Origin of the sequence: Plantactinospora mayteni, from assembly GCF_016862935.1 — a bacterium.
GTDB lineage: Bacteria > Actinomycetota > Actinomycetes > Mycobacteriales > Micromonosporaceae > Plantactinospora > Plantactinospora mayteni.
Genome location: NZ_BONX01000035.1, coordinates 230,194 through 254,126 on the forward strand (window position 1 = coordinate 230,194; position 23,933 = coordinate 254,126).

The window sequence follows — 23,933 nt, forward strand, 5'->3', positions numbered from 1 at the left end:
AGCAACCTGCGCCGGGTCGTGCAAAGCTCCGCCAGGTCGAGCAACCTGCGCCGGGTCGTGCAGACCTCCGCCAGGTCGAGCAAGACTCCGCCAGATCGGGCACGGGCACCGTTCAGCCGGTGTCGCGCCGGCTGCGGTGCTGTCTGCTCCGTTGGCGTGGTGCGGTCCGGCCCGTCGAGCCGTTACGGCTGGCGGGGGCCGAAGTTCCCGGGGTGTCCGGGCCGCCATGATCGTTCTGCGGGCAGGGCAGGGCGGAGACCCGGACCAGGGCGTCCAGGTGGCCGAGCGGGCTGCCGTCCCGGGCCAGTCGCTGGCCGCTGATCCAGACCCACTGGTTGTCGTAGTACGTCGACAGGTCGAGGCGGACGAACTCGACCATGAGGCGGAGCGGGTGGCCGCCGTACCGCCAGTCCTCCTTGGCGAGTTCGAGCACGGTGCCCGGGGGCACGTTCGGTGACGCGGACGGGGTGGCGCTCATCGGAACCGCCGGGCAGCGGTGTTTCGGCGTACGCCGGCGCTGGCGCAGGCCGGGCAGCTCAGGCTGCCGCCGCACCCCGCACACCAGCGGCGGGACGTTCGGTAGGTACACAGGCCGGCGATGAAACCCAACGCCATCCCGGCGAGCCCTGCCGCGGTGACATACATGATGGGTCCTCCATTTCGGCGACTGAAAGTTACCTTTGCGTCGCCTATCGCAACTCACAAGGCCGCGAGCCGAGATCCGGAGCGAGTGAGCAATTGAGCGTCATGAATCATCGGCCCGACGGTCGACCGGGAGGTGACGCTCGTACCGGCGCTGTGGCAAAATAGTGAGCATGACTCACGGTGTGGTAGGCACATGATTGGCGACAGACACATCGCCGCCCTCGACCAGATACTCGAACTCGTCGTGTTGGTCAACGACGACATGACCCGGAGCCTGGCCCGGGCCGGGCTGACCGTCTCGCGTACGCACCTGCTCTGGGAGCTGCGCCGGCACGGTCCGACGACCCAGCGGGACCTCGCCGCCGCGCTCAAGGTCAGCGCCCGCACCGTCACCGGGCTGGTCGACGGCCTGGAGACGACCGGATTCGTCAGCCGGCAGCCGCACCCGACCGACCGGCGGGCCACCCTGGTCACCTTCACCGAACGGGGACGGCAGACGGTCGAGGCGATGGAGCACGGCCAGCAGGAGTTCGCCCACCTGCTGTTCGCGGAGATGCCGGCGGAGCGGTTCGACGGCTTCACCGCCGGGCTGGGCGAGATCCTCGACCGGCTGCGCGGGATCGGCCTGGCGCAGTCGCAACCTGGAGACGACCGATGACCCGGACCACCTTCCCGAAGGCACTGACGAAAACCTGGTCGCTGCTGCGCCGGGCCACTGTCTACGAGCTGGGCATGTGGCGCAGCCTGTTCCGCTGGATCCTGCGCCGGCCGACCGGCCCGGCCGGCACGGTGGCCTTCGGCTACGCGGGCGTGGTGACGCCGCTGCTGATCGTCTTCATCGTGGTCTCCACGATCGAGATCCCCGTGCTCGACCTGATCCTGCCGTGGAAGATCGCCCGGATCATCGCCGCCGTGCTGGGCATCTACGGGGTGTTCTGGATGATCGGGCTGCTGGCCAGCCTGCGCGTCCATCCGCACCTGGTCGGCGAGGCGGGCATCCGGGTCCGCAACGGCATCTCGCTCGACGTTACGCTGCCCTGGGCGGCGATCGACACGGTACGCAAGCGGCACCGCTCCCTGCCGTCCGGCCGGACCGTCCAGGTGGAGCGGACCGACACCCGGATCGTGCTCAACATCGGGATCTCCAGCCAGACCAGCGTCGACATCCTGCTCCGCGAGCCGATCGTGCTGCCCGTGCCGAAGGGCACCGACGATCCCGTGCACGAGCTACGCCTCTATGCCGACGACGCCAACGGTCTCGTCGCCCTGGCCCGCCGGCACCTGACCGTCGGGTCGGCGGAGCACACCGGATAGCGTCCCCGCCCACCCCGGCGGGGGCCCGGCCACCGAGTCGTGATGTCCTTGCCGGATGACGCCGGCCGAGGACTTCGCCGCACTGCTGGCCGGTCCGGTGGTGCCGGCGGCGCGCGGGCTGCTCGGCGCCACCCTCTCGGCGGGCGGCGTCACCGTCCGGCTCACCGAAGTGGAGGCGTACGCCGGCAGCGGCGGTGACCCGGCGTCGCACGCGCACCGGGGGCGTACCCCGCGCAACTCGGTGATGTTCGGGCCGGCCGGGCACGCCTACGCGTACTTCACCTACGGGATGCACTGGTGCGTGAACGTGGTCACCGGGCCGGACGGCGAGGCGTCGGCGGTACTGCTCCGGGCCGGTGAGGTGGTCGACGGGCTGGAGACCGCCCGGAGCCGGCGCACCGCCGTACGCCGGGATGTGGATCTCGCGCGCGGACCGGCCCGGCTCTGCGCGGCGCTCGGCCTGGACCGGGCCGTCTACGGCCGCTACCTGCTCGGCGACGGCCCGGTACGACTCCGCCCGCCGGCCGCCCCGGTGCCGCCGGCGGCGGTCGCGGCCGGTCCACGGGTCGGGGTCACCGGGGCGCACGACCTCCCGTGGCGGTTCTGGGTCGACGGCGACCCGACGGTCAGCGACTACCGCCGACACGTGCCCCGCCGGCCGTGACCGCACGGACCGCTGGCCGTGACCGCACGGACCGCTGGCCGTGACCGCACGGATCGCCGGCCGTACTGGTCACGGGGGCAACCCGAGCCCGCGCCGTGCTGGTGACCACGACGCGGGCCCGGGCTACCGGCCGGGTGTGGGAGGCCGGCCTACGGGAATTCGTTCAGGTACTGCACCTGGTTGGCGGTGTTGGCGGTGCCGCCGGAGTTGTTGATGATCCGGTTGATCGTGCCGACCCCGCCGAGCGAGACCGTCACCATGTTGTGGAACCGGACGCCCGAGGTGACCGGCACCTCGAAGGAGCGTTCGTTCACCACCGACGGATTGACGTTGAAGTAGCAGTAGCTGCCCAGCCCCCACGCCTCGTGACTGGTCACCGAGTCGGCCACCTTGTACGCGGCGTAGCCCCGGGTCGACCCGTTCATGAAGGCCGCCTGGTTCGGCGGGTCGTACGGCTTCTCGTTCTGGAAGAAGTACGTCCGTCCGCCGTTCCCGTTCCAGATCACCTCGTACTTCTGGTAGTGCTCGACGAAGAGGCCGTACATCGTGACGTTGTTGCCGTTCACCACCAACCCGGTGTCGGCGGTGTTGATGTTCCAGCCGTAGGTGCCCGCGTCACCGTGGTCGGCCCGCCACAGCCACATGTGGTCGCCGATCACGTTGTGGCTGTTGATCCGCAGGCTGGTGGTGGCCTTGCCGGGTACCGCGCCGCCGATCCGGAAGAAGACGTCGTGCAGCGAGGTCGGGTTGGCCGCGTGGCTGGTCGAGGAGCCGGCCGGACCGACCTCCATCAGTACCGACGAGTTGGTGGCACCCGCCTCGAACATCAGGCCGGCGACCTTGACGCCGTCCACGTCGGCCACGGTCATCGCGGTGACGCCGTTCTGCGGCTCGATGGTGGCCAGGCCGAGGCCCAGGATCACGGTGTCCGGGCGGGTCACCCGGATCGTCTCGGTGGTCCGGTAGAGGCCCGGGGTGAAGAGCAGGTTCTTGCCCTGGGCGAGCGCGGCGTTGATGGTCGCCGCGTTGGTGCCCGGCCGGACGACGAAGAACTGGCTCAGCGAGATCGACGAGCCGGCCGGGGTCTTGTTGTACCAGCTCGTGCCCTGGCTGTTGCTGCGCAGCGCCGGTACGAAGACCCGGTATTCGCCGGTGCCGTCGATGTAGAGGAACGGCTTCTCCCGGACCACCGGGGTCTGCGCGACCACCGTGTGCGACGGGTTCGGGAAGTGCGGTGCCGGTGCCCCGGTCACCCCGGTGAAGACCATGTTCCAGACCGAGCCGTTCCAGCTTCCGAACTCGCTGTTCCGGGAGTACCACTGCTGCTGCGAGCCGGAGACGACCATACCGTCGATCTTGGTGTCGGCCATCAGGCCGCCGCTGGACCAGCCGTCGCCGCCGTTCCAGAGCTGGATCTGGTTGCCCGCGCCGCGCAGGTGCATCCGCCGGTACGGCGCCGCCTGGGAGACCGCCCAGCGTTCCACGATGGTGCCGGCCGGCAGGGTGACCGAGAGGTTCTCGGCGGCCCGCCAGAAGTTCTGGGTGGCGTTGCCGCCCATCCAGAACGCCTCCACCCGGACGTGCCCGTTCAGGTTGACGTCGTCCGGTGACATGCCGAGCCCGGCGACCTGGGTGAAGAAGCCGAGGTTGACGTCGGCGGTGTAGGTGCCGGGCTTGAACAGCACCGCGTACCGCCGGGGGGCGAACTGTGCGGTCTCCTGCTCGGTGAAGAGCGAGTTCAGCCGGCCCTGGATGGTGGAGGTCGGTGTCGACGGGTCGAAGACGAAGGTGTTCGGCCCGAAGTTCGGGTTGCGCGGGTCGGTCGGCTCGACCGGGTCGCCGGGGCCGGGTCCGCCGCCGCCGAACTCGCCGATGACCTCGAACTCCCAGAGCGAGTACCCGTATCCGGTGCCCCGGGCGGTGCCGTACATCCGGACGTACCGGCCGGTGCCGGAGACGTTCAGCGTCTGGGTACCGCCGGTGCCGGTGCTGGTCGTGTAGACGTTGCTCCAGCTACTCGCGTTCTCGGATACCTGGATCTGGAACGCCCGGCCGTAGGCCGCCTCCCAGCGCAGCACCACCTGGCTGATCGTGGCGCTCGCGCCCAGGTCGACCTGGATCCACTGTGGATCGCTGAACGCGCTGGACCAGCGGGTGCCGGTGTTCCCGTCCACCGCGGCCGACGCGGCGAAGGCGCCGCCCTCGGTGGACGAGGCCGTGGCCGGCCTGCCCTGCGAGATCAGCGCCGGTGCGGCGCTCGCGGGTGTCGGCCCGGCGAACGGGGTCAGGGCGAGCAGCAGCGTCGCCGCGAGTACGCCGGCGAGCCGGCGCGGTCGGGGGCGGCCGCCGGGATGTCCTCGGGAAGGAAAACGATGAAAAATCATGACCCTGCCTGTCCGTGCGGAGGTGTCTGGCGCCGGCTGCTCCGCCAGGGTCGGGAGCGGACGGGCCAGTGGCGGTGTGTGCTGCCGACCGCGGGTGTGCCGCGGTCGGGCTGCTGCGCGAGGTGCGGGTTGGGGTTGGCTCGAAAGGTCGGTTCCGACCTGCGGAAACGACCGACGGCGGGCGGCGTCGACCGGTCGGCTGTGGACGGTTAGAGAGCGCTCTCGCAGGATCACGAGTGTTGCGCCCGTGTTCCGTCGGCGTCAAGACATCAATTTATTACGACGTAATTTATCCCGAATGCCGGAAGGCGCGGAAACCGTCGGATCGACGGGGCCGCACCACGTCGTCGGGACGAGTCGTCGGGACGGGCGGAGGTCAGTTGCGGATGCCGCCGGCGGCGAGCAGCCGGGCGACCGGCAGGGTGGCGGCACCGAGCGCCACCGCGTCGATCCCGAGCTGCCCCAACTCGATGGTGGCCTGCTCGTACGGCTGGTGCAGCGCCTGCCCGGCCGCCGCCTCGCGGATCGCCGGCAGCAGGTGCGCGCCGAGCGCCACCCCGGCCCAGCCGCCCAGCACCACCCGCTCCGGGTTGAACAGGTTGATCAGGTTCGCCACTCCGGCGCCGAGGTAGCCGGCCGTCTCGGCCAGCACCCGGCGGGCGGTCTCGGACCGGTCCGCCGCCTCGATCAGGGCGCCGAGCTGGGACTCCTCGTCGGCACCGGGTACGGGGTGCCCGCGCCGGGCCTCCCGGTAGCGGTCGATGATCCCCTCCGCGCCGACGTACGCCTCCAGGCAGCCCCGGGCGCCACACCGGCAGGCGCGGCCGTCGTAGACCAGGGTGGTGTGTCCCCACTCGCCGGCGCTGCTGGAGACGCCCCGGTACATCACCCCGTTGGTCACCACCGCCGCGCCGACCCCGGAGCCGACCAGCGCGAAGACGGCGTGCCGGCTGCCCCGCCCGGCCCCGAACCACATCTCGGCCTGGCCCAGCGTCTTCGCGCCGTTGTCGACGTGCACCGGCAGGTCGGCCTCGGCCCGGATCAGCCGCTCCAGCGGTACGCCGTGCCAGCCGAGGGTCTGGGCGTGCACGATCGCCTCGCCGCCCTGCACCACCACACCGGAGACGCCGATGCCGACGCCGAGGATCTCCGACCGGGCCGCCCCGGCCCGCTCGGTGACGGCGTCCAGCCCGGCCAGGATGTGCCGGACCACGGTGGCCGGCTCCGGCCCGGCCGCGTCGAGCGGGTATTCGGCGCTGGCCAGCATCGTCATCGCCAGGTCGAACAGTTCGACCCGGATCCGGGTCTCGCCGACGTCGACCCCGGCGACCAGGGCGTACCGGGGGGCGACCCGGAGCATCATGCTGGGGCGACCGCCGTCGGACTCCACCGCGCCGGCCTCGACCACCAGACCGGCCGTGATCAGGTCCCCGACCACGTTGCTGACGGCGGGCTGGCTCAGCCCGGTGAAGCGGGCGAGGTCCTGCCGGGTCAGCGGGCCCTCGAGGAACAACTTCGACAGCAGGGCGGACCGGTTGCGCTGTCGCACGATCCGGTTCGTCGTCCGTTCCAGGTCCACCCACCACCTCGATAAACCCGGGTTCACCGGGAGTCACTGTACGGCTCGTCCTTGACGGCGGAGCCACCAGACACTTTAATAACCGCGTAAATTAAGCCTTGATGGAACCCCCTTCGGTGGCTCCCGCTCCACCCCCGCCGACGGTGATCGTGCCCGTACCGCTCCACCACCCCGGCCGCCCACGGGCCCCGCTCCGGCGCCACCGCCGACGGGCCGGCGAGGCCGCCGGCCGACGCAGAAGGGCAAGTCGTGTCCAGACGACACCTCGTTATGGCTGTCGCGGCGCTGTTGACGACCGCCTCGCTCGCCGCCTGCGGCGAATCCGGCGACTCGTCCGAGGGCGCCGCGAAGACGCTCACCTACTGGGCCAGCAACCAGGGCGCCAGCATCGAGTTCGACAAGCAGACCCTCCAGCCCGAGCTGGACAAGTTCGAGCAGCAGACCGGCATCAAGGTCAACGTCGAGGTCGTACCCTGGTCGGACCTGCTCAACCGACTGCTCGCCGCCGCCACCTCGGGCAAGGGCCCGGACGTGGTGAACATCGGCAACACCTGGTCGGCCTCGTTGCAGGCCACCAACGCGCTGATCCCGTTCGACGACGCGACCCTGGCCGAGGTGGGCGGCAAGGACCGGTTCGTGCCGGCCGCGCTGGCCGCCGCCGGTGCCCCCGGCAAGCCGCCGGCCGCCGTGCCGCTCTACAGCCTGGCGTACGCGCTCTACTACAACAAGAAGATGTTCTCCGACGCCGGCATCACCGCCCCGCCCACCACCTGGGAGGAGCTGGTCGAGACCGGCAAGAAGCTGACCAAGTCCGGCCAGTGGGGCCTGGCGGTGGAGGGCGCGAACCCGTCGGAGAACTCCCACCACGCCTTCACCTTCGGTCAGCAGTGGGGCGGCGAGTGGTTCGACTCGGCCGGTAAGCCGACCTTCGACACCCCGCAGAACGTCGCTGCGGTGAAGCGGTACGTCGACCTGATGGCCGTTGACAAGATCGTCAACCCCAGCAACGCCGAGTACGCCCAGAACCAGTCCGTCGCCGACTTCGCCAACCGCAAGGCGGCGATGCTGCTCTGGCAGGCCGCGGGGTCGAACTTCAAGGCCCAGGGGATGAGCCCGGACGAGTGGGGGATCGCCCCGGTGCCGTTCCCGGCAACCCCGCCGCCCGGCGGCAAGAAGGTCAACAGCATGGTGGCCGGCATCAACCTGGCGGTCTTCACGCACACCGAGAACCGCGAGGGTGCGCTCCAGTTCGTCAAGTTCATGACCAGCGACGCGGAGCAGGTGATCCTCAACAAGACCTACGGCTCGCTGCCGTCGGTCAAGACGGCGAACGCCGACCCGGCGTTCCAGGCGCCGGAGCAGAAGGTGCTGGGTGAGGTACTCGGCTCCACCGCCGCCCCGCTGCCGCAGGTGCCGGAGGAGAGCCAGTTCGAGACCCTGGTCGGTACCGCCATGAAGGAACTCTTCGCCGACGCCGCGGGCGGCAAGCCCGTCACCGAGGCGCAGGTGAAGGAGAAGCTCGGCGTGGCGCAACAGAAGATGGGCAGCTGAGCCGCGACGCCGACGGTTGACCGTGGAGGGGGACCGCCGCCCCCTCCACGGTCCACCTTGAGAGGATCCGATGGCCACCACCACCGCGCCCGGCCCCGTACGGCCCGCCGGGCGACCAGCCGGGGACGACCCGCCGAGCCGGCGCGGGCGCCGTGGCGTACGGCGGTCGTACCTGCCGTACCTGCTGCTCGTCCCGGCCGCACTGCTCGAACTCGGCATCCACGTGGTCCCGATGCTCGTCGGGGTCTGGATGAGCCTGCTCGAACTCACCCAGTTCCACATCCGGGACTGGTCCACCGCGCCCTTCGCCGGCTTCGAGAACTACCGGGTCACCTTCGACTTCGACTCCGCCACCGGCCGGGACCTGCTGCACTCGTTCTGGGTCACCGCGCTCTACACCACCCTCTCGGTGGGCTTCTCCTGGATGCTCGGGCTGGCCGCCGCGGTCTTCCTGCAACGGCCGTTCCGGGGGCGGGCGCTGCTGCGTACCCTCTTCCTGACCCCGTACGCGCTGCCGGTCTACACCGCCGTGATCACCTGGACCTTCATGTTCCAGCGGGACACCGGCCTGGTGAACCACGCCCTCGACCAGCTCGGCCTGATCGACGGGGCCAACCCGCCGTTCTGGCTGATCGGCGAGAACAGCTTCGTCGCCCTGCTGATCGTCTCGGTCTGGAAGTCCTGGCCGTTCGCGTTCCTCTGCCTGATGGCCGGGCTCCAGAACGTACCGCCGGAACTCTACGAGGCGTCCGCGATCGACGGCGCCGGCTTCTGGCGGCGGCTGCGCGACGTCACGCTGCCGATGCTCCGGCCGGTCAACCAGGTACTGCTGCTGGTCCTCTTCCTCTGGACCTTCAACGACTTCAACACCCCGTACGTGCTCTTCGGCGGCTCCGCGCCGAGGCAGGCCGACCTGATCTCGATCCACATCTACCAGAGTTCCTTCGTCACCTGGAACTTCGGCCTCGGCTCGGCGATGTCCGTGGCGCTGCTGCTCTTCCTGCTCGTCGTCACCGCCGTATACCTGCTCGTCACCAACCGCAGGAGAGAGCATGCGTGAGTCAACCGGCGAACGCTGGGCCCGCCGCATCGTGCTCAGCCTGCTGACCCTCTTCGTCGTCGCCCCGCTCTACGTGATGGTGAGTTCCGGACTCAAGCCGCTGCGCGACGTGCAGGGCGCCTTCACCTGGCTACCCAGCCGGGTCACGTTCCAGCCGTTCGTGGACATGTGGCAGACGGTGCCGCTCGGCAGATATCTGGTGAACAGCCTGCTGGTGGCGAGCGCCGCCGCAGTGGTCTCGGTGGCGATCGCCATCTTCGCCGCCTTCGCGATCAGCCGCTACCGGTTCCGCGGCCGGCAACTCTTCTCGGTCACCGTGCTCTCGACGCAGATGTTCCCCGGAATCCTCTTCCTGCTGCCGCTCTTCCTCATCTACGTCAACCTGGGCAACGTGACCGGGATCGAGCTGTACGCCACCCGGCTCGGGCTGATCATCACCTACCTCACCTTCTCGCTGCCGTTCTCCATCTGGATGCTGGTCGGCTACTTCGACTCGATCCCACGCGGGCTCGACGAGGCGGCCCAGGTCGACGGGGCCGGGCCGCTGCGCACGCTGTTCCAGGTGATCCTGCCGACGGCGGTGCCGGGCATCGTCGCGGTCACCGTGTACGCCTTCATGACCGCCTGGGGCGAGGTGCTCTTCGCCTCGGTGATGACCGACGAGAACAGCCGTACCCTCGCGGTCGGGCTTCAGGGCTATGCGACCCAGTACAACGTCTACTGGAACCAGGCGATGGCCGCCTCGGTGGTGGTGAGCATCCCGGTGGTGGTCGGCTTCCTCGCCCTACAGCGCTATTTCGTCGCCGGACTGACCGCCGGAGCGGTCAAGTGATCCTGTTTCGACCTGAACCGCGCGGCCCCCGCGCCTCGACGTTCCCTTGCGGCTGCGACGGACCGCAGGGGGAGGCTGAAAAGGTTCAGTAGGTGTGCGTTTCCGTCCTGTCCGCAGAACCACGTCCATCTCGGGCTATGACCAGCGCGGTCATCACGCTCCGAACCACCTGAAGGAGAGTCGACCAGTGCCGGATCTGTCCAAGTTGCCACCTAACTTCACCTGGGGCGTCGCCACCGCGGCGTACCAGATCGAGGGGGCTGTCGGGGTGGACGGCCGTACCCCGTCCATCTGGGACACCTGGAGCCGGGTACCCGGAAACGTCGACAACGGCGACACCGGCGACGAGGCGTGCGACCACTACCACCGGTGGCCGGAGGACGTGGCCCTGATGCGGCGGCTCGGCGTCGACGCGTACCGCTTCTCGGTGGCCTGGCCCCGGGTGATGCCGGACGGGACCGGCCGGGTCAACCCGGCCGGGCTGGCCTTCTACGACCGGCTGGTCGACGCGCTGCTGGCGGCCGAGATCCGGCCACTGGTCACGCTCTACCACTGGGACCTGCCGCAGGCGTTGCAGGACCGGGGCGGCTGGCCGGCGCGGGAAACCGCCGAGGCGTTCGCCGACTACGCCTCGGTGGTCGCCGGAGCGCTCGGCGACCGGGTCACCGACTGGGTCACCGTGAACGAACCGCTCTGCGTCTCCTGGATCGGGCACCTGGAGGGCCGGATGGCCCCCGGCGAGCAGGACCTGACCCGGGCGGTCGCCGCCTCCCACCACACGCTGCTCGCGCACGGTCTCGGCGCGGCGGCGGTCCGGGCGGCGGCGAGCCGGCCGGCCTCGGTCGGCATCGTGCTCAACCCGAGTCCGTGCGAACCGGGCAGCGACCGGCCCGAGGACGTGGCGGCGGCGGTCCGGGCCGACGGGCACGTCAACCGGTGGTGGCTGGACCCGCTGTACGGGCGCGGCTACCCGACCGACATGCTCGAGGTCTACGGCGTCGAGCCGCCGGTCCGCCCCGGCGACCTGGAGTGCATCGCCACCCCGACCGAGTTCCTCGGGTTGAACTACTACTTCCGGCAGGTCATCGTCGACGACCCGGACGGGCCGGTGCCGCACGCCCGACAGATCCCAGTGGCCGGCTCGGTGCAGACGGCGATGGGCTGGGAGGCGTACCCGGCCGGACTGGAGGAGCTGCTGGTCTCGGTGACCGAGCGGTACGCCCCGAACCGGATCCTGGTCACCGAGAGCGGCTCGGCCTGGCCGGACACCTTCACGACCGAGGGCGGGATCGAGGACAAGGAGCGGACGGCGTACCTGGAGGAGCACGTCCAGGCCTGCGCGGCGGCCGCCGCCCGGGGCGTACCGGTGGAGGGCTACTTCTACTGGTCACTGCTGGACAACTTCGAATGGGCGTACGGCTACGACAAGCGGTTCGGCCTGGTACACGTCGACTACGCCACCCAGCGCCGGACGATGAAGGCGAGCGGGCTGCGTTACGCCGAGGTCATCCGGGACCACCAGCGGCTCGGCGGACGGTCGGAGACGGAGAGTTCCTCCCCGGTGGGCTGACCGAACCACGCCGACCCGGTGGCGGCGCGGCTCCCCATCGGCCCCTCCCCCGGCCGGCCGCAGCCGGCGTCAGCCATCCGACTGACTGCCACCTGACTGTCCGGCGAGCGCCCGCGCGTCCGTCCGCCCGCCCGCGCGTCCGTCCGTCCGCCCGCCCGCGCGTCCGGCCGGCTGCCCACGCGACCCGCAACGTTGGCAAGGCACCGCCGATCCGGCACCGACCTGGACAACAGATGCGTTACCGGTCGGGCATAACGCATCTGTTGTCCAGGTGAGCAGGGCGGGTGGCTGGGGTGGGGAGCAGGATGCCGTGTCCGTCGACCAGCGGCCGGGTGGGGGATCCCGGGCACCGATCCATCGTTCAGGGTGAATATTCCGACGTCCGGGCGCCCCGGCGTCGGTAGTCGAGAGCGAGGATTCCCGTGCGCAGTCGTCCGTCCCGACCGGCCCGCCACTGGGTCCGTACCCCGATCCTGCCCTTCCTTGTCGTCGCCCTGGCCGGCACCGGCGGCACCAGGCGGCACCGACGGCGACTAGTGCCGGCGGACCGAGCCGACGTCGGCACCATTGACGCGGGTACGGTGTGCGGAGCCGTTCGACGGGCCGACGGCGTCCCGCCCAGCTCCACTTTCCCCCCGAGGAGTGCAAGATCAGATGAGTGATCCGGTCCAGAGCCCCGAGCAGCCGGGGTCGACGAGCCAGCGGCGTCCGACCAAGCAGGAGCGACGGGCCGCTGCGGAAGCGGCTGCGTCCCAGGCCGCCGCGAACCGGGCCCGCGTGCAGCGGGTGGCCGGCGGGACCGTCGGAATCGTCCTGGCCGCGCTGGGCGTCGCCGCCGTCGTCGTGCTGCCGCAGGTGATGGACGACGCGCCGACCTCCTCGGCCGCTTCGGCGGCCAGTGCGACGACTCCGCCGGCCGCCGAGCCGGAGAGCCCCGAGCCGGAGAGCCCGGCCCCGACCGGGGCGCCGGAGAGCCCCGGGGCGCCGTCCCGGCCGCCGGCCGACCTGGATCCCCGGCTGGCGCAGCGGCCGACCGTCGAGGCCGGCAGCGGTGAGCTGACCAAGCTCACCGTCACCCCGCTGGTCGAGGGCACCGGCCCGGCGGTGCGGGCCGGCCAGACGATCACGGTCAACTACGTCGGCGCCTCCTACCGGACCGGCCAGGAGTTCGACGCCTCGTGGAACCGGGGTGAGCCGTTCCCGATCCAGATCGGCGTCGGCGCGGTGATCCCCGGCTGGGACCAGGGTCTGGTGGGGGTCAAGGCAGGCAGCCGGGTGCGACTGGACATCCCGGCGGACCTCGCCTACGGCGAGAACCCGACCGGCGGCGAGCCCCCCGGCCCGCTCCGGTTCGTCGTGGACATCCTGGCGGTGCAGTAGCCCTCGCTCGGGCACGACCTACCACGACAACGGGCCGCGACCAGCAAGGTCGCGGCCCGCCGTCGGCGTCGGGTACGCCCGCCTCAGGGCTACCCCGTCCGGTTCAGGCCGGAGTGGGTGCGGAACTCTTCTCGCGGGGCTCCGCCCCGGCGGCCGGCGCCACGGTGTCGATCGCCTCGACGGTCTCCTCGTCCCGGTGCGCCCGGTACTGCCGGATCGAGTACGCCAGCGCGAGCGCCCAGACCAGATAGAGCACCGCGTAGACGGCGTACCGCACGCCGTCCGGCGCGTCGATCCAGTCGCTGCGCAGCAGGGTCCGGGAGTTGGTCACGATGATCACGCCACCGACCGCCGAGCCGAGGATCCGTGGCGGGATGTGCCGGACCAGCCAGGCGGCGATCGGCGCGGCGATCACGCCGCCGAGCAGCAGGGCGACGACCCAGCCGAAGTTGACGTTCTCGCTGCCCAGGCCGATCAGGAAGCCGATGCTCGCGGCCACCGCGACCAGGAACTCGCTGGTGTCGATCGAGCCGATCACCTTGCGGGGCGCCATTCGGCCGCTGGCCAGGATCGCCGGGGTACCGACCGGCCCCCAGCCGCCGCCTCCGGTCGAGTCGACGAACCCGGCGACCAGTCCGAGCGGGGCCAGGAAGCGCTTGCGCAGCGGCTGGCCGAGGCGGTCCCGGGGGATACCGGCGGCGGTGAACCGGACCAGGATGTAGATCCCCAGGGTGAGCAGGAGCAGCGCCATGATCGGCGCGGCGACCTCGGTGGAGAGGCTGGACAGGAAGGTGGCGCCGACGAACGCGCCGACCGCCCCCGGTATGCCGATCTTGGCGACCACCTTCCAGTCGACGTTGCCGAACCGCCAGTGCGCGGCGCCGGAGGCGAGGGTGGTGCCGATCTCGGCCAGGTGCACGGTGGCGGACGCGGCCGCCGGGTTGGTGCCGATCGCCAGGAGCAGGGTGGTGGAGGTCACGCCGTAGGCCATGCCGAGACTGCCGTCGACGAGCTGCGCGCCGAGCCCCACCAGGGCGAGGAGCAGAAGTTTTCGCACGGGGCGTTCCTTCCCGGGAGGTGGTCGAGGGTAGGCCCGTCCGGGCTGGCGGTCGCGGCGTTCCGGCCGAGGGCCACGCGCCGACAGTTCGGACGACGGGTCGTAGCGGGGTGGGTACGGAGTGGTGGCGAACCGCGCGTCGCTGCGCTGATTTCCCCATCTAACCCATAGGGATTGTCGACCCGGTCATCCGGACAGTCAACCCCGGTTTCCCGGTTTCACCTGGCGGAAGAGGTCCGGTGCGTCGACCGCGGCGGCACCGGCCGGTGCCGCCGCGGTCGTCCGAGCGGGGTTCGACCCGGGTCACTCCACCCGGTGTCCGGCGCCGCCGCCCGGACCCGTCCGCAGGATCAGCCGGGCCGGCAGCACGCTGGCGACCAGGGCCAGCACCGCGCATCCGGCCACCACCAGCCCGATCGTCGAACCGGGTACGACCAGCTCGACCGGTACCGCGAACTGCTCGCTCAGGGCCGAGCGGATCGCCAGCAGCGCGACCGTCGGCACCAGCAGGCCGAGCGCGGTGCCGATCGCCAGCACCAGTCCCGTCTCGGCGGCGACCGTACCCAGCACCTGTCGGACGGTGGCGCCGGAGCGGAGCAGCACCAGCAACTCCCGGGCCCGGTGCGCGGTCGCCATCAGCAGGGTGTTCGCCAGGGCGATCGCGGTGTAACCGGCCGAGACACCGATCAGGATCAGCGTGGCGAGCCAGACCAGCCGGTCCTCGGCGGCGTCCCGTTCCGCCGCGTACTCCGGCACACCGACCAGCCTCGCCCCGAGTACGGCCCGGTGGTCGACTCCGTCGCCGTCCGGCCCGGTGGTCGACGCGGTGAAGACCGCCTCGGTGAGCGCCGACGGATCGTGCGCCCGGACCAGCTCCCGGGCCAGCAGCAGTTGCGCCGGGATGGAGCCGTCGGCGACCACCGCCGCCACCCGGACCTGTCCGCCGGTGCCGTCCGGATAGCCGAGCGTCGCGCCGTCCCCCGCCGCCCAGCCCAACTGGTCGGCGAGCCCGGCGGTCACCACCGCGGTCTCCGGCCCCCGGAAGGCCGAGAAGTCTCCGGAGAGCACGCTGAGTCGCCCGTTCACCTGGGCGAACCCGGCCGGGTCCACCCCGGCGGCGGCGATCGGAACGCCCGCACCGGTCGCCGTGCCCGCTGTCGCCGTGCCCGTTGTCGCCGCGTCGGACGGATCGGCGTACACGGTGCTGGGCAGCAGGGCGGTGCCGGGGACGGTGGCCACCGCCGCGTCCGACAGTCCGGGCGTACCGGCCGGGACGAGCACCGAACCGGCCCGGATCGCCCCCGCGTCCCGGCTCGCGTACGCACCGGTCGAGGTGGCCACCGAGCCGGCGATCAGCACCGCGAACCCGACGGTGAGCAGCATCGGCGCCGACGTCGACGCGGTACGCCGCACCGCGGTCAGCGCGTTGCGCCGGACCAGCATCCCGGTCGCACCCGGGAGCCGCTCCAGCGGCCAGGTGAGCGCGTAGGTCAGCGGCGGTACCAGTACCGGGGCGAGCAGGGTCAGCCCGCCGGTCAGCGCCATCGACGCGTACAAGGCGTAGTTCACGATGTCGTCCGGGCCCGCCCCGGCCAGCAGTACGGTCAGCAGCAGCCCGAGCGCGGTGGCGAGGATCCCGCCGACCCAGCGGGAACGGGTCATCGGACGGCGGTCCAGCACCGCCTCCCGGAGCGCCTCCAGCGGGCGTACCCGGCCGGCCCGGCGGGACGCCGACCAGACCCCGAGCAGGGCGACGACCAGACCCACCAGGTACGCCGCGGCCGGTGGCCAGGGCTCGATCCGCACCCGGAACCCGACGGGCTGGAAACCGGCGTCGACCAGCAGGGCGCCGAAGGCCGGCGCGCAGGCGGTACCGAGCACCACCCCCACGGTCGCCCCGACGGCACCGACCGCCAGCGCCTCGGTGTACATCAGCCGGCGGAGCTGTCCCGGGGTGGCGCCCACGGTACGCAGCAGCCCGAACTCCCGACGCCGCTGGGCGACCCCGAACGCGAAGGTGGAGGCGACGACGAAGATCGAGACGAACCCGGCCAGCGCCGTCATCGCGGTCAGCACCTGCATGCCGATCCACCGGGTCCGGGTGTCCCGGGGCGGCTCGGCCTCGGCCCGATCGGCGCCGGTCAGCACCGTGCCGTCCGGCCCGACGACCGCCTCGGCCGCCGCCCGTACCGCCGTCGGGTCGGCGTCGTCCGCGACCAGCAGGCCGATCAGCCGGACGCCCCGGGCCAGCGGTGCCGCGACCGGATCGTCGAGGTAGAAGCCGGGCCCGTCCACGGTGCCGGCGACGGTGTAGTCAGCCGGCCCGGTCGCGGTCAGCAGGGTGACCTGGCCACCCGGGTCGAGCCCGAGCGACCGGTCCAGCACCACCTCGTCCGGCCGGACCGGCGCGCTCCCCGCCACCAGCCGGTACGGCGCCAGTGCCGCGCTCGACCAGCCGTGCCCCTGCGGGTCCCCCAGTGCGGGCTCGCCGACCGGTCGGCCGTCGAGGACCGCCTGGGCGTAGAACGACCGGTCCGGTACCGCCGCCGTCACCCCGTCGATCGCGGCGAGCCGCCCGGCCAGGTCGGCGGTCCGCTCCGGCGACCACGGGCGGCGCTCCGGAAAGGTGCCCGGGATCCCGTCGACGGTACGCGCGGCGACCAGTACCGCCGCCCCGGCGTACCGGTCGGGCACCCGGGGTTGTGCGGAGACCAGGATCAGCGCGGTGGTCGACATCAGCGCCACGCCGAGGCAGAGCGCGATGAACGGGCCGAGCAGCCCGGTCCACCGGGCCCGCAGCGCGGCGAAGCTCAGCATGCCGGCTCCAGCCTGGTCATCCGGGCCGCGATCGTCTCCGCCGCCAGCTCGCCGCCGAGTTCGTCCACCACCCGGCCGTCGGCCAGCAGCACGACCCGGTCGGCGTAGGCGGCGGCCACCGGATCGTGCGTCACCATCACCACGGTCTGCCGGTGCTGGTCGACGAGGGTGCGCAGCAGCCGCAGGATGTCCCGGGAGGTCCGGGTGTCCAGCGCGCCGGTCGGCTCGTCGGCGAAGAGCACCGCCGGCCGGCTGATCAGGGCTCGGGCGATCGCCACCCGCTGCTGTTCCCCGCCGGAGAGTTCGTCCGGGCGGTGCCGGCCCGGTCCGGCCAGGCCGACCTCGGCCAGCGTCGCGTCCAGTTCGGCCGGGTCGGGCCGGCGGCCGGCCAGCCGCAGCGGCAGCGCCACGTTCTGCGCCGCGGTCAGCGCCGGCACCAGGTTGTACGACTGGAAGACGAACCCGACCCGAGCCCGACGCAGCAGGGTCAGCGCGGTCTCGCCGAGGGTGCCGAGGTCGGTGCCGTCGATGGTGACCGTGCCACCGGTGGGCCGGTCGAGCCCGGCGGCGCAGTGCAGCAACGTCGACTTGCCGGAGCCGGACGGCCCCATCACGGCGGTGAAGGAACCCCGGTCGAAGTCGACCGTCACCCCGTCCAGCGCGGCCACCCGCCGGGCCCCGGTGCCGTACGCCCGGACGACCTCGCGCAGCCGCACGGCGGCGGTCAGATCCGGTGTCTCCTCTCGTCGCGCGATGTCATGTCGTCGCGTCGTGCCGTCTCGTTGGGCCATGCCGTCTCGTTGGGTCATGACGTCGAAGATCGGGCATCGGGCGCTCCGGCACATCGGAGCGGAACCGTCACTTCCGGCCCGGCCCTGCGGGCTACCCCGACCGCCTCGACGGCCACCGGGTCAGACCGGAGGATGACCCGCTCCGGGTGGACGCGGCCGGGTCGGGTCGGCCGCTACCGTCGACGGATGACCGCCGCCCACCCGCGTTCGCTGCTGACCCGGCGGCTCCGCATCGTCGACCTGATCGCGCTCGACGTGCTGGCGGCGCTCGGCCTGGCGCTGATCTGCGGGTACGCCGCCGCGGACCCGCCCGCGGCGACCGGATACCCCGATCCGCTGGTCCAGGAGCCGATCTGGGTCTCCCTGCTGTTCATGGTCGTCGTCTCGGCGCCGATCGCGGTACGCCGACGCTGGCCCGTACCGGTGCTGGCGGTGGTGACGGTCGGCGCGCTCTCCGCCCTACTGGTGGAGGTGGTGCCGGTCTACGCCTCGTTCTCGGTCTGCATCGCGATCGCGTTCGCGCTCTACCAGGTGGCACTCGCCACCGAACTGCGCCGCTCGGTGCCGGCCCTGCTGCTGGTACTCGCCGGTGCCGTACCGGTGATCCTGCCGAAGACGTCGGACTGGGACGAGGCGGTCGCCGGGCTCGGTTTCCTGCAACTGCTCCTGATCGCGACCTGGATCCTCGGCCGGGCCGTACGCGAGCGACGCGCGTACGCGTCCCGGTCGGCGGCGGAACTGGCCCGGCAGGCCACGGTCGACGAGCGGCTGCGGATCAGTCGCGAGCTGCACGACATCGTGGCGCACAGCATGAGCGTGATCACGGTGAAGGCGGCGATCGCCAACCACGTGGCGGAAGCCCGGCCGCAGGAGGTCCGGGCCGCGCTGCGGGACATCGAGGCGACCAGCCGCAGCGCGCTGGCGGAACTGCGCCGTACCCTCGGCGTGCTGCGTACCGGCACACCGGGTACGCCGGGTACGCCGGTCGAGTTCGGTCCCGCGCCGGGCCTGGCCGAACTGCCGGGCCTGCTGGACCGGGCGGCGGCGGCCGGGATGGTCCCGGAGCTGACGCTGGAGCTGCCCGCCGGGGCGGAGCCACCGGAGGACGTCGGCCGCTCGGTGTACCGGATCATCCAGGAGGCGCTGACCAACGTGGTCAAGCACGCCGGGCCGGTCCGGTGCCGGGTCGCGGTGACCGAGGCCGGCGGCGAACTGCGGGTCGAGGTGACCAACGAGCCCGGCCGACCGGTCCGGCCGGCGGACCCGAAGGGGCAGGGCCTGATCGGCATGCGCGAGCGGGTCCACCTCTACGCCGGCAGCTTCGAGGCCGGCCCGACCGCCGACGGCGGGTTCCGCGTCTCGGCCCGACTGCCGGCGGTCGGGGCGGGCGCCCGACTCCAGGCCGTTGACCCGGGCGTACGGCCGCCGAGCGCCGAGGCGGACCCGACGGGCGACCCGGCCGGGGCGAACCGGTGACCGGCCAGCCGGTCCGGGTGCTGATCGCCGACGACCAGGCGCTGCTCCGGGGCAGCTTCCGGGTGCTGATCGAGACGACGCCGGGCCTGACCGTGGTCGGCGAGGCCGGTACCGGGGCCGCAGCCGTCGAGCTGGCCGAACGGGAGCGCCCGGACGTGGTACTGATGGACGTCCGGATGCCGGAGCTGGACGGCATCGAGGCGACCCGGCGGATCGCCGCGTCACCCGCCGCCGGTCAGGTCCGGGTGCTCATCCTCACCACCTTCGACCTCGACGAGTACGTCTACGCGGCGATCCGGGCCGGCGCCAGCGGCTTCCTGCTCAAGGACGCCCCGCCGGAGGACCTGCTGACCGCGATCCGGGTGGTCGCCGCCGGGGAGGGACTGCTCGCCCCCAGCGTGACCCGTCGACTGATCGCCGAGTTCGCCCGGTTGCCCGAACCGGACCGGCCGGTGGCCCGGGAGCTGACCGGGGTGACCGATCGGGAACGGGAGGTACTGACCCTGATCGGCCGTGGCCTCTCCAATCCCGAGATCGCCGGTCATCTGCGGCTCAGCCCGGCCACCGTGAAGACGCACGTCGGCCGGCTGCTCGGCAAGCTGCACGCCCGGGACCGCGCCCAGCTCGTCATCGTCGCCTACCGGACCGGCCTGGTCACGGTGCCGGGCCGCTGATCGCTGGCCTGCCGCGGCGGTGGGTCAGGCACCGTCCAGGTGGACCAGTAGGAGCTGCTCCGGGCGGAGCGGCGGGGCCTGGAGGCCGGCGTGCCCGAGGGTGCGCCCGGAGAGTCGTACCCCGGAACCGGTGGTCCAGGCCGGCGGCGCCGGCAGGCTGGTCGCGGCGTCCTCCGGTGCGACCGCCCGGACCAGGTAGCGGCGGTCCGGGTCCAGGCCGGGCAGGCGTACTGGTCCGGGGTTCACGGTCGTCCCGGTCGCGACGGCGACGATCGCCATGATCGCTTCGGACCGGTCCGCCGCGACCACCCCGTGCACCCAGAGCGCCGGATCCGGATGATCGACCCGGACCACGGTTCCGCCGTGCACGAGCCCACGGTGCCGCTTGTACAGCGCCACCCACCAGGCCACCTCCCGGCGCTCCTCCGGAGTGGCCGCGGTCAGGTCCCACTCGATGCCGAAGCTGCCGAAGAAGGCGGTACCGGCCCGGAAACCGAGGTCGTGGGTACGCCCCGTGGTGTGCGACCGGCCCGAGCCGACGTGCGAGCCGATCAGTTCCGGCGGCAGCAGGAGCTGGGTCCAGCGCTGGATCGACTGCCGTTCCAGGGCGTCGATGCAGTCGCTGCCCCAGACCCGGTCGGTCCGTTCCAGGATGCCCAGGTCGACCCGGCCACCGCCGGAGGAGCAGGATTCGATCTCCAGCCCCGGGTGGCGTTCCCGCAGCGTGTCGAGGAGCCGGTAGGTCGCCAGGGTCTGCCGGTGCACTCCCGGCCGCCCCGACGGCTGGTGGCCGGCGTCGAGCAGGTCCCGGTTGTGGTCCCACTTCAGATACCCGATCTCGTACTCCCGGACCAGCGCGTCGAGCCGCCCGAGCACGTACTCGTACGCCTCCGGGTGGGTCAGGTCGAGGACCTGCTGCCAGCGGGCCGGCCGGGGCAGCCGTCCTCCGGTACCGAGGATCCACTCCGGATGCGCCCGGGCCAGTTCCGAGTCGGGGTTGACCATCTCCGGCTCGACCCAGAGCCCGAACTCCAGCCCCAGCCCGCGTACGTGCGCGACCAGCGGATGCAGTCCGTCCGGCCAGACGGCCGGGTCCACGTACCAGTCGCCGAGCCCGGCCCGGTCGTCGCGGCGGCCCAGGAACCAGCCGTCGTCCAGGACGAACCGTTCCGCCCCGACCTCGGCGGCGGCATCGGCCAGCGCGGTGAGCCGGCCGAGGTCGTGGTCGAAGTAGACCGCCTCCCAGGTGTTCACCACGACCGGACGCGCCCGCCGCCCCACCCGCGCCGACCGGCGCAGATGGGCGTGATAGCGACCCGACATCTCGTCCAACCCGCGCCCGTACGACGCGTAGAGCCAGGGCGTCCGGTAGCGCTCGCCCGGTGCCAGCGCGATCTCACCCGGGAGCAGCAGCTCACCGGCGGAGAGCAGCGCCTCGCCGTCCGGGGTCCGCTCGGCATGCAGCCGGTGGTTGCCGCTCCAGCCGAGGTGCACCGCCCAGACCTCGCCGGACCGGAAACCGAAGCCGGCCGTACCGGCCACCATCAGCAGCGAGGCGTCCAGGCCGGGCTTGCCTCGACGGCTCTCCCGGGACCGGGAGCCGACGGTGAACGGGCTCCGCTGGGGGCTGCGTTCCCGGCACCACCGGCCGGTCAGGTCGAGCAGTTCGTCCGCCTGCGGCGGCACCGGCAGCCCGAGCAGCAGCCCGTCCAACTGGTAGGGGGCGGCGTCCGGCGGGTTGGCCAGCTCGGCGCGGAGCCGGAGCAGCCCGGCCGGATCCAGTTCGAGTTCGACGACCAGGTCGAGGCGGGCGGCGTCGTCCGTGACGGTCACCACGAGGGTCGCGGCCGACTCGGCCCGGTCGTCCCGCACCCGCAGGTCGGTCCGGCGGAACCGGGGCGACCAGTCGCGTCCGGCGCGGTGCCCGGAGAGCCCGGGCAGGCCGAACCAGGCGTACGTGTGCTCCGGCAGGATGCCCACCGGCCGGCCCTCCGGAGTGCCGGGCCGGGCCGGCCGGCGGAGCGCGGTGCCGAGGTCGGCGAGTTCCGGTCCGGTGAGCGGTCCGAGGTCGGCGCCCCAGTGCAGCACCGCCGGTACGCCGGGATCGGTGCCGTCCAGCAGCAGGCTGACTCCGGCCCGGCGCAGGTGCACCAGGCCGCCGTCGGTGGCCGGGCTCGGCGCCGGCTGGCGGGTCTGACTCGGCACGGTCACGGGGTACGCCTCCACGGGTCGACGGATTTGTGACGCCCTGGCCCGGGTAGCGTGCCTTCGGCCCTCCTGTCCCGTCAACGGCTCTGCCGTCCGGCGGCCGGACCCGCCGGTCATGCCACCCGCCGGTCATGCCACCGGAGCGGTAAACCGGGTACGGGCGGACCGCCGGCATGGTGGACAATCTGCACCGTGACCGATAGCAGCCTTCCTTCCCCCGCGTCCGCCGGCGGGGAGTCTCCGCTCGAGGACCTGCGGTGGCGGGGTCTCCTCTTCGACTCGACCGATCCCGCCGAGCTGGCGGAGCACTTCGGCTCCGGCCCGGTGACGTTCTATGTCGGGTTCGACCCCACCGCGCCGAGCCTGCACATCGGCAACCTGTTGCAGGTGGTGACCGCCCGCCGGCTGCAACTGGCCGGGCATTGCCCGCTGCTGCTGGTCGGCGGGGCGACCGGCCTGATCGGCGACCCCAACGAGCGGGGCGAACGGACGCTGAACAGCCCGGAGGTGGTGGCGAGCTGGGTGGAGCGGATCCGCCGGCAGCTCGCGCCCTTCGTGTCGTACGAGGGCGACAACGCCGCCCGCCCGGTCAACAACCTGGACTGGACCGGCGAGATGTCGGTGGCGGAGTTCCTCCGCGACGTCGGCAAGCACTTCCCGGTCAACCGGATGCTGGCCCGCGAGGTGGTGAAGGCCCGGTTGGAGAGCGGGATCAGCTACACGGAGTTCAGCTACCAGCTCCTCCAGGCCAACGACTTCTTCGAGCTGCACCGCCGGTACGGCTGCACCCTCCAGTTCGGTGGCTCCGACCAGTGGGGCAACATCACCGCCGGCGTCGACTACGTACGCCGTCGTGGCGCCGGGCCGGTGCACGCCTTCGTCACCCCGCTGGTCACCAAGGCGGACGGCACGAAGTTCGGCAAGACCGAGGGTGGCGCCATCTGGCTCGACCCGACCATGACCAGCCCGTACGCCTTCTACCAGTTCTGGGTCAACAGCGACGACCGGGACGTGGCGCAGTACCTGCGCTACTTCAGCTTCCGTTCGCACGAGGAGATCGAGGAGCTGGAGAAGGCGACGGCGGAGCGGCCGGCGGCCCGGATCGCCCAGCGGGCGCTCGCCGAGGAGTTGACCGCGCTGGTGCACGGGACCGAGGAGGCCCGGCAGGCGGTCGCCGCGAGCCAGGCGCTGTTCGGCCGGGGTGCCCTGGACGAGCTGTCGGCGGAGACGCTGCGGGCGGCGCTGGCCGAGGCCGGACTGGTGCGGGTGCAGAGCCTGCCGCCGGTGGCCGGGCTGCTCCGCGAGACGGGCCTGGTGAGCAGCCTCAACGAGGCACGCCGGGCGATCACCGAGGGCGGCGCGTACGTCAACAACGAGCGGGTGACCGACGTGGAGGCGACGGTCCCGGCCGAGGCGCTGCTGCACGGTCGCTTTCTGGTACTGCGCCGGGGCAAGCGCACCTTCGCCGGGGTGGAGTTGGTGCCGGAGCGGTGATGTGATGTGGAATGCTCCCGGTGGATTTGACGGTACGTCCCCGGGCCGCGTAATTTTCTCTCTGCCCGCGGGGGAACGGACGAACGGCGCGAAACGCGCAAACGGCCGGATCTGCGGGTGAGGCACCAGGCCAGTGAGGTGGGAAACTGCCGCGCCGGCCTGGCGGGCGGGGTGACTCCGAGAGCTCGGACCGGGCGATTTGGAGTTGCGGACCTGACCGGGTAGAGTGAACGATCGGCAGCGAGCCGGGCGAGCGCGTGGGTGACTCCGCGAGCGGCCGGACTGCCGGAATCCTAGATCGACACAGTCGATAGGCTGTGCGCTGATCGCGGAATAGCTCGATCGACTGGAAGCGGATGTCGAGCCGAATTCGTTCGGTTTGACGATGCGAAAACGGTCAGCTAACGTACTACGAGTGCCCGGCGGAAACGGTGGGC

General features: G+C 72.1%; 18 protein-coding genes. 11 read left to right on the plus strand and 7 right to left on the minus strand.

Translation table 11 applies throughout. The features are described from left to right. Window positions 1–112 precede the first annotated feature (112 nt). Window positions 113–553: a hypothetical protein gene (locus Pma05_RS25665; RefSeq protein WP_203860025.1), complete on the minus strand. Its 441-nt coding sequence runs from the start codon at window positions 551–553 to the stop codon at window positions 113–115. Window positions 554–838: 285 nt separating this feature from the next. On the opposite strand from Pma05_RS25665, the gene Pma05_RS25670 reads away from it, so the two are divergent. Genes Pma05_RS25670 through Pma05_RS25680 form a run of 3 tightly spaced genes read left to right on the plus strand, consistent with a single transcriptional unit; the run spans window position 839 to window position 2,623 of the window. Next, the gene (locus Pma05_RS25670) at window positions 839–1,303 is read left to right on the plus strand and encodes a MarR family winged helix-turn-helix transcriptional regulator (RefSeq protein WP_203860026.1); all 465 of its coding nucleotides are present in this window, start codon (window positions 839–841) and stop codon (window positions 1,301–1,303) included. Next, window positions 1,300–1,959, plus strand: coding sequence for a hypothetical protein (locus Pma05_RS25675; RefSeq protein ID WP_203860027.1), 660 nt, complete (start codon window positions 1,300–1,302; stop codon window positions 1,957–1,959). Before Pma05_RS25670 ends, Pma05_RS25675 begins: the two co-directional genes overlap by 4 nt. A 55-nt stretch (window positions 1,960–2,014) precedes the next feature. Beyond that, window positions 2,015–2,623 (plus strand): DNA-3-methyladenine glycosylase, encoded by a 609-nt coding sequence (locus Pma05_RS25680; RefSeq protein WP_203860028.1) that lies wholly within the window; start codon window positions 2,015–2,017, stop codon window positions 2,621–2,623. 149 nt (window positions 2,624–2,772) lie between these two features. On the opposite strand, the gene Pma05_RS25685 is transcribed toward Pma05_RS25680, so the two are convergent. Together Pma05_RS25685 and Pma05_RS25690 are read right to left on the minus strand one after the other, a co-directional pair. Then, window positions 2,773–5,007, minus strand: a complete 2,235-nt coding sequence (locus tag Pma05_RS25685; protein ID WP_203860029.1) for a discoidin domain-containing protein — start codon at window positions 5,005–5,007, stop codon at window positions 2,773–2,775. 376 nt (window positions 5,008–5,383) lie between these two features. Further along, on the minus strand, window positions 5,384–6,586 hold the full coding sequence (locus Pma05_RS25690) for an ROK family transcriptional regulator (RefSeq protein ID WP_203860030.1): 1,203 nt from the start codon (window positions 6,584–6,586) through the stop codon (window positions 5,384–5,386). 249 nt (window positions 6,587–6,835) lie between these two features. Between Pma05_RS25690 and Pma05_RS25695 the strand changes: the two genes are divergently transcribed. From Pma05_RS25695 to Pma05_RS25715, 5 genes are all read left to right on the plus strand, one after another. After that, window positions 6,836–8,137 carry an ABC transporter substrate-binding protein gene (locus tag Pma05_RS25695; protein WP_203860031.1) on the plus strand — a complete coding sequence of 434 codons (1,302 nt, stop codon included), beginning with the start codon at window positions 6,836–6,838 and terminating at the stop codon, window positions 8,135–8,137. Between the two features lie 70 nt (window positions 8,138–8,207). Continuing rightward, window positions 8,208–9,197 (plus strand): carbohydrate ABC transporter permease, encoded by a 990-nt coding sequence (locus Pma05_RS25700; RefSeq protein WP_203860032.1) that lies wholly within the window; start codon window positions 8,208–8,210, stop codon window positions 9,195–9,197. Beyond that, window positions 9,190–10,029 carry a carbohydrate ABC transporter permease gene (locus tag Pma05_RS25705; protein WP_203860033.1) on the plus strand — a complete coding sequence of 280 codons (840 nt, stop codon included), beginning with the start codon at window positions 9,190–9,192 and terminating at the stop codon, window positions 10,027–10,029. Before Pma05_RS25700 ends, Pma05_RS25705 begins: the two co-directional genes overlap by 8 nt. Window positions 10,030–10,216: 187 nt before the next feature. Beyond that, window positions 10,217–11,599 (plus strand): GH1 family beta-glucosidase, encoded by a 1,383-nt coding sequence (locus Pma05_RS25710; protein ID WP_372441554.1) that lies wholly within the window; start codon window positions 10,217–10,219, stop codon window positions 11,597–11,599. 654 nt (window positions 11,600–12,253) lie between these two features. Next, window positions 12,254–12,979, plus strand: coding sequence for an FKBP-type peptidyl-prolyl cis-trans isomerase (locus tag Pma05_RS25715; protein ID WP_203860034.1), 726 nt, complete (start codon window positions 12,254–12,256; stop codon window positions 12,977–12,979). A gap of 103 nt (window positions 12,980–13,082) precedes the next feature. Here the strand turns inward: Pma05_RS25715 and Pma05_RS25720 are convergent, their stop codons facing one another. From Pma05_RS25720 to Pma05_RS25730, 3 genes are all read right to left on the minus strand, one after another. Continuing rightward, on the minus strand, window positions 13,083–14,036 hold the full coding sequence (locus Pma05_RS25720) for a sulfite exporter TauE/SafE family protein (RefSeq protein ID WP_203860035.1): 954 nt from the start codon (window positions 14,034–14,036) through the stop codon (window positions 13,083–13,085). Between the two features lie 303 nt (window positions 14,037–14,339). Further along, the gene (locus Pma05_RS25725; RefSeq protein ID WP_203860036.1) at window positions 14,340–16,853 is read right to left on the minus strand and encodes an ABC transporter permease; all 2,514 of its coding nucleotides are present in this window, start codon (window positions 16,851–16,853) and stop codon (window positions 14,340–14,342) included. After that, a complete protein-coding gene (locus tag Pma05_RS25730) occupies window positions 16,847–17,662 on the minus strand; it encodes an ABC transporter ATP-binding protein (protein ID WP_239313046.1) in 816 nt (271 codons plus the stop codon). The genes Pma05_RS25725 and Pma05_RS25730 overlap by 7 nt, the downstream gene beginning before the upstream one ends. 168 nt (window positions 17,663–17,830) lie before the next feature. Here Pma05_RS25730 and Pma05_RS25735 point away from each other — a divergent pair, with 168 nt between their 5' ends. Continuing rightward, entirely contained in the window at window positions 17,831–19,120 is a 1,290-nt protein-coding gene (locus Pma05_RS25735; protein WP_203860037.1) for a sensor histidine kinase, read from the plus strand. Beyond that, window positions 19,117–19,794, plus strand: coding sequence for a response regulator (locus tag Pma05_RS25740; RefSeq protein ID WP_203860038.1), 678 nt, complete (start codon window positions 19,117–19,119; stop codon window positions 19,792–19,794). The genes Pma05_RS25735 and Pma05_RS25740 overlap by 4 nt, the downstream gene beginning before the upstream one ends. A gap of 24 nt (window positions 19,795–19,818) precedes the next feature. On the opposite strand, the gene Pma05_RS25745 is transcribed toward Pma05_RS25740, so the two are convergent. After that, window positions 19,819–22,005, minus strand: a complete 2,187-nt coding sequence (locus Pma05_RS25745; RefSeq protein WP_307836890.1) for an alpha-galactosidase — start codon at window positions 22,003–22,005, stop codon at window positions 19,819–19,821. A gap of 189 nt (window positions 22,006–22,194) precedes the next feature. On the opposite strand from Pma05_RS25745, the gene tyrS reads away from it, so the two are divergent. Next, window positions 22,195–23,496, plus strand: a complete 1,302-nt coding sequence (tyrS, locus tag Pma05_RS25750) for a tyrosine--tRNA ligase (RefSeq protein ID WP_203860040.1) — start codon at window positions 22,195–22,197, stop codon at window positions 23,494–23,496. Window positions 23,497–23,933: the final 437 nt, after the last annotated feature.

Bases quoted from the DNA above. Each gene is read 5' to 3' on its own strand.
- Pma05_RS25675 (WP_203860027.1), top strand. From the start codon at position 1,300: ATGACCCGGACCACCTTCCCGAAGGCACTGACGAAAACCTGGTCGCTG.
- Pma05_RS25705 (WP_203860033.1), top strand. From the start codon at position 9,190: ATGCGTGAGTCAACCGGCGAACGCTGGGCCCGCCGCATCGTGCTCAGC.
- Pma05_RS25715 (WP_203860034.1), top strand. From the start codon at position 12,254: ATGAGTGATCCGGTCCAGAGCCCCGAGCAGCCGGGGTCGACGAGCCAG.
- Pma05_RS25700 (WP_203860032.1), top strand. From the start codon at position 8,208: ATGGCCACCACCACCGCGCCCGGCCCCGTACGGCCCGCCGGGCGACCA.
- Pma05_RS25680 (WP_203860028.1), top strand. From the start codon at position 2,015: ATGACGCCGGCCGAGGACTTCGCCGCACTGCTGGCCGGTCCGGTGGTG.
- Pma05_RS25685 (WP_203860029.1), bottom strand. From the start codon at position 5,007: ATGATTTTTCATCGTTTTCCTTCCCGAGGACATCCCGGCGGCCGCCCC.
- Pma05_RS25730 (WP_239313046.1), bottom strand. From the start codon at position 17,662: ATGACCCAACGAGACGGCATGGCCCAACGAGACGGCACGACGCGACGA.
- Pma05_RS25725 (WP_203860036.1), bottom strand. From the start codon at position 16,853: ATGCTGAGCTTCGCCGCGCTGCGGGCCCGGTGGACCGGGCTGCTCGGC.
- Pma05_RS25735 (WP_203860037.1), top strand. From the start codon at position 17,831: ATGACCGCCGCCCACCCGCGTTCGCTGCTGACCCGGCGGCTCCGCATC.
- Pma05_RS25670 (WP_203860026.1), top strand. From the start codon at position 839: ATGATTGGCGACAGACACATCGCCGCCCTCGACCAGATACTCGAACTC.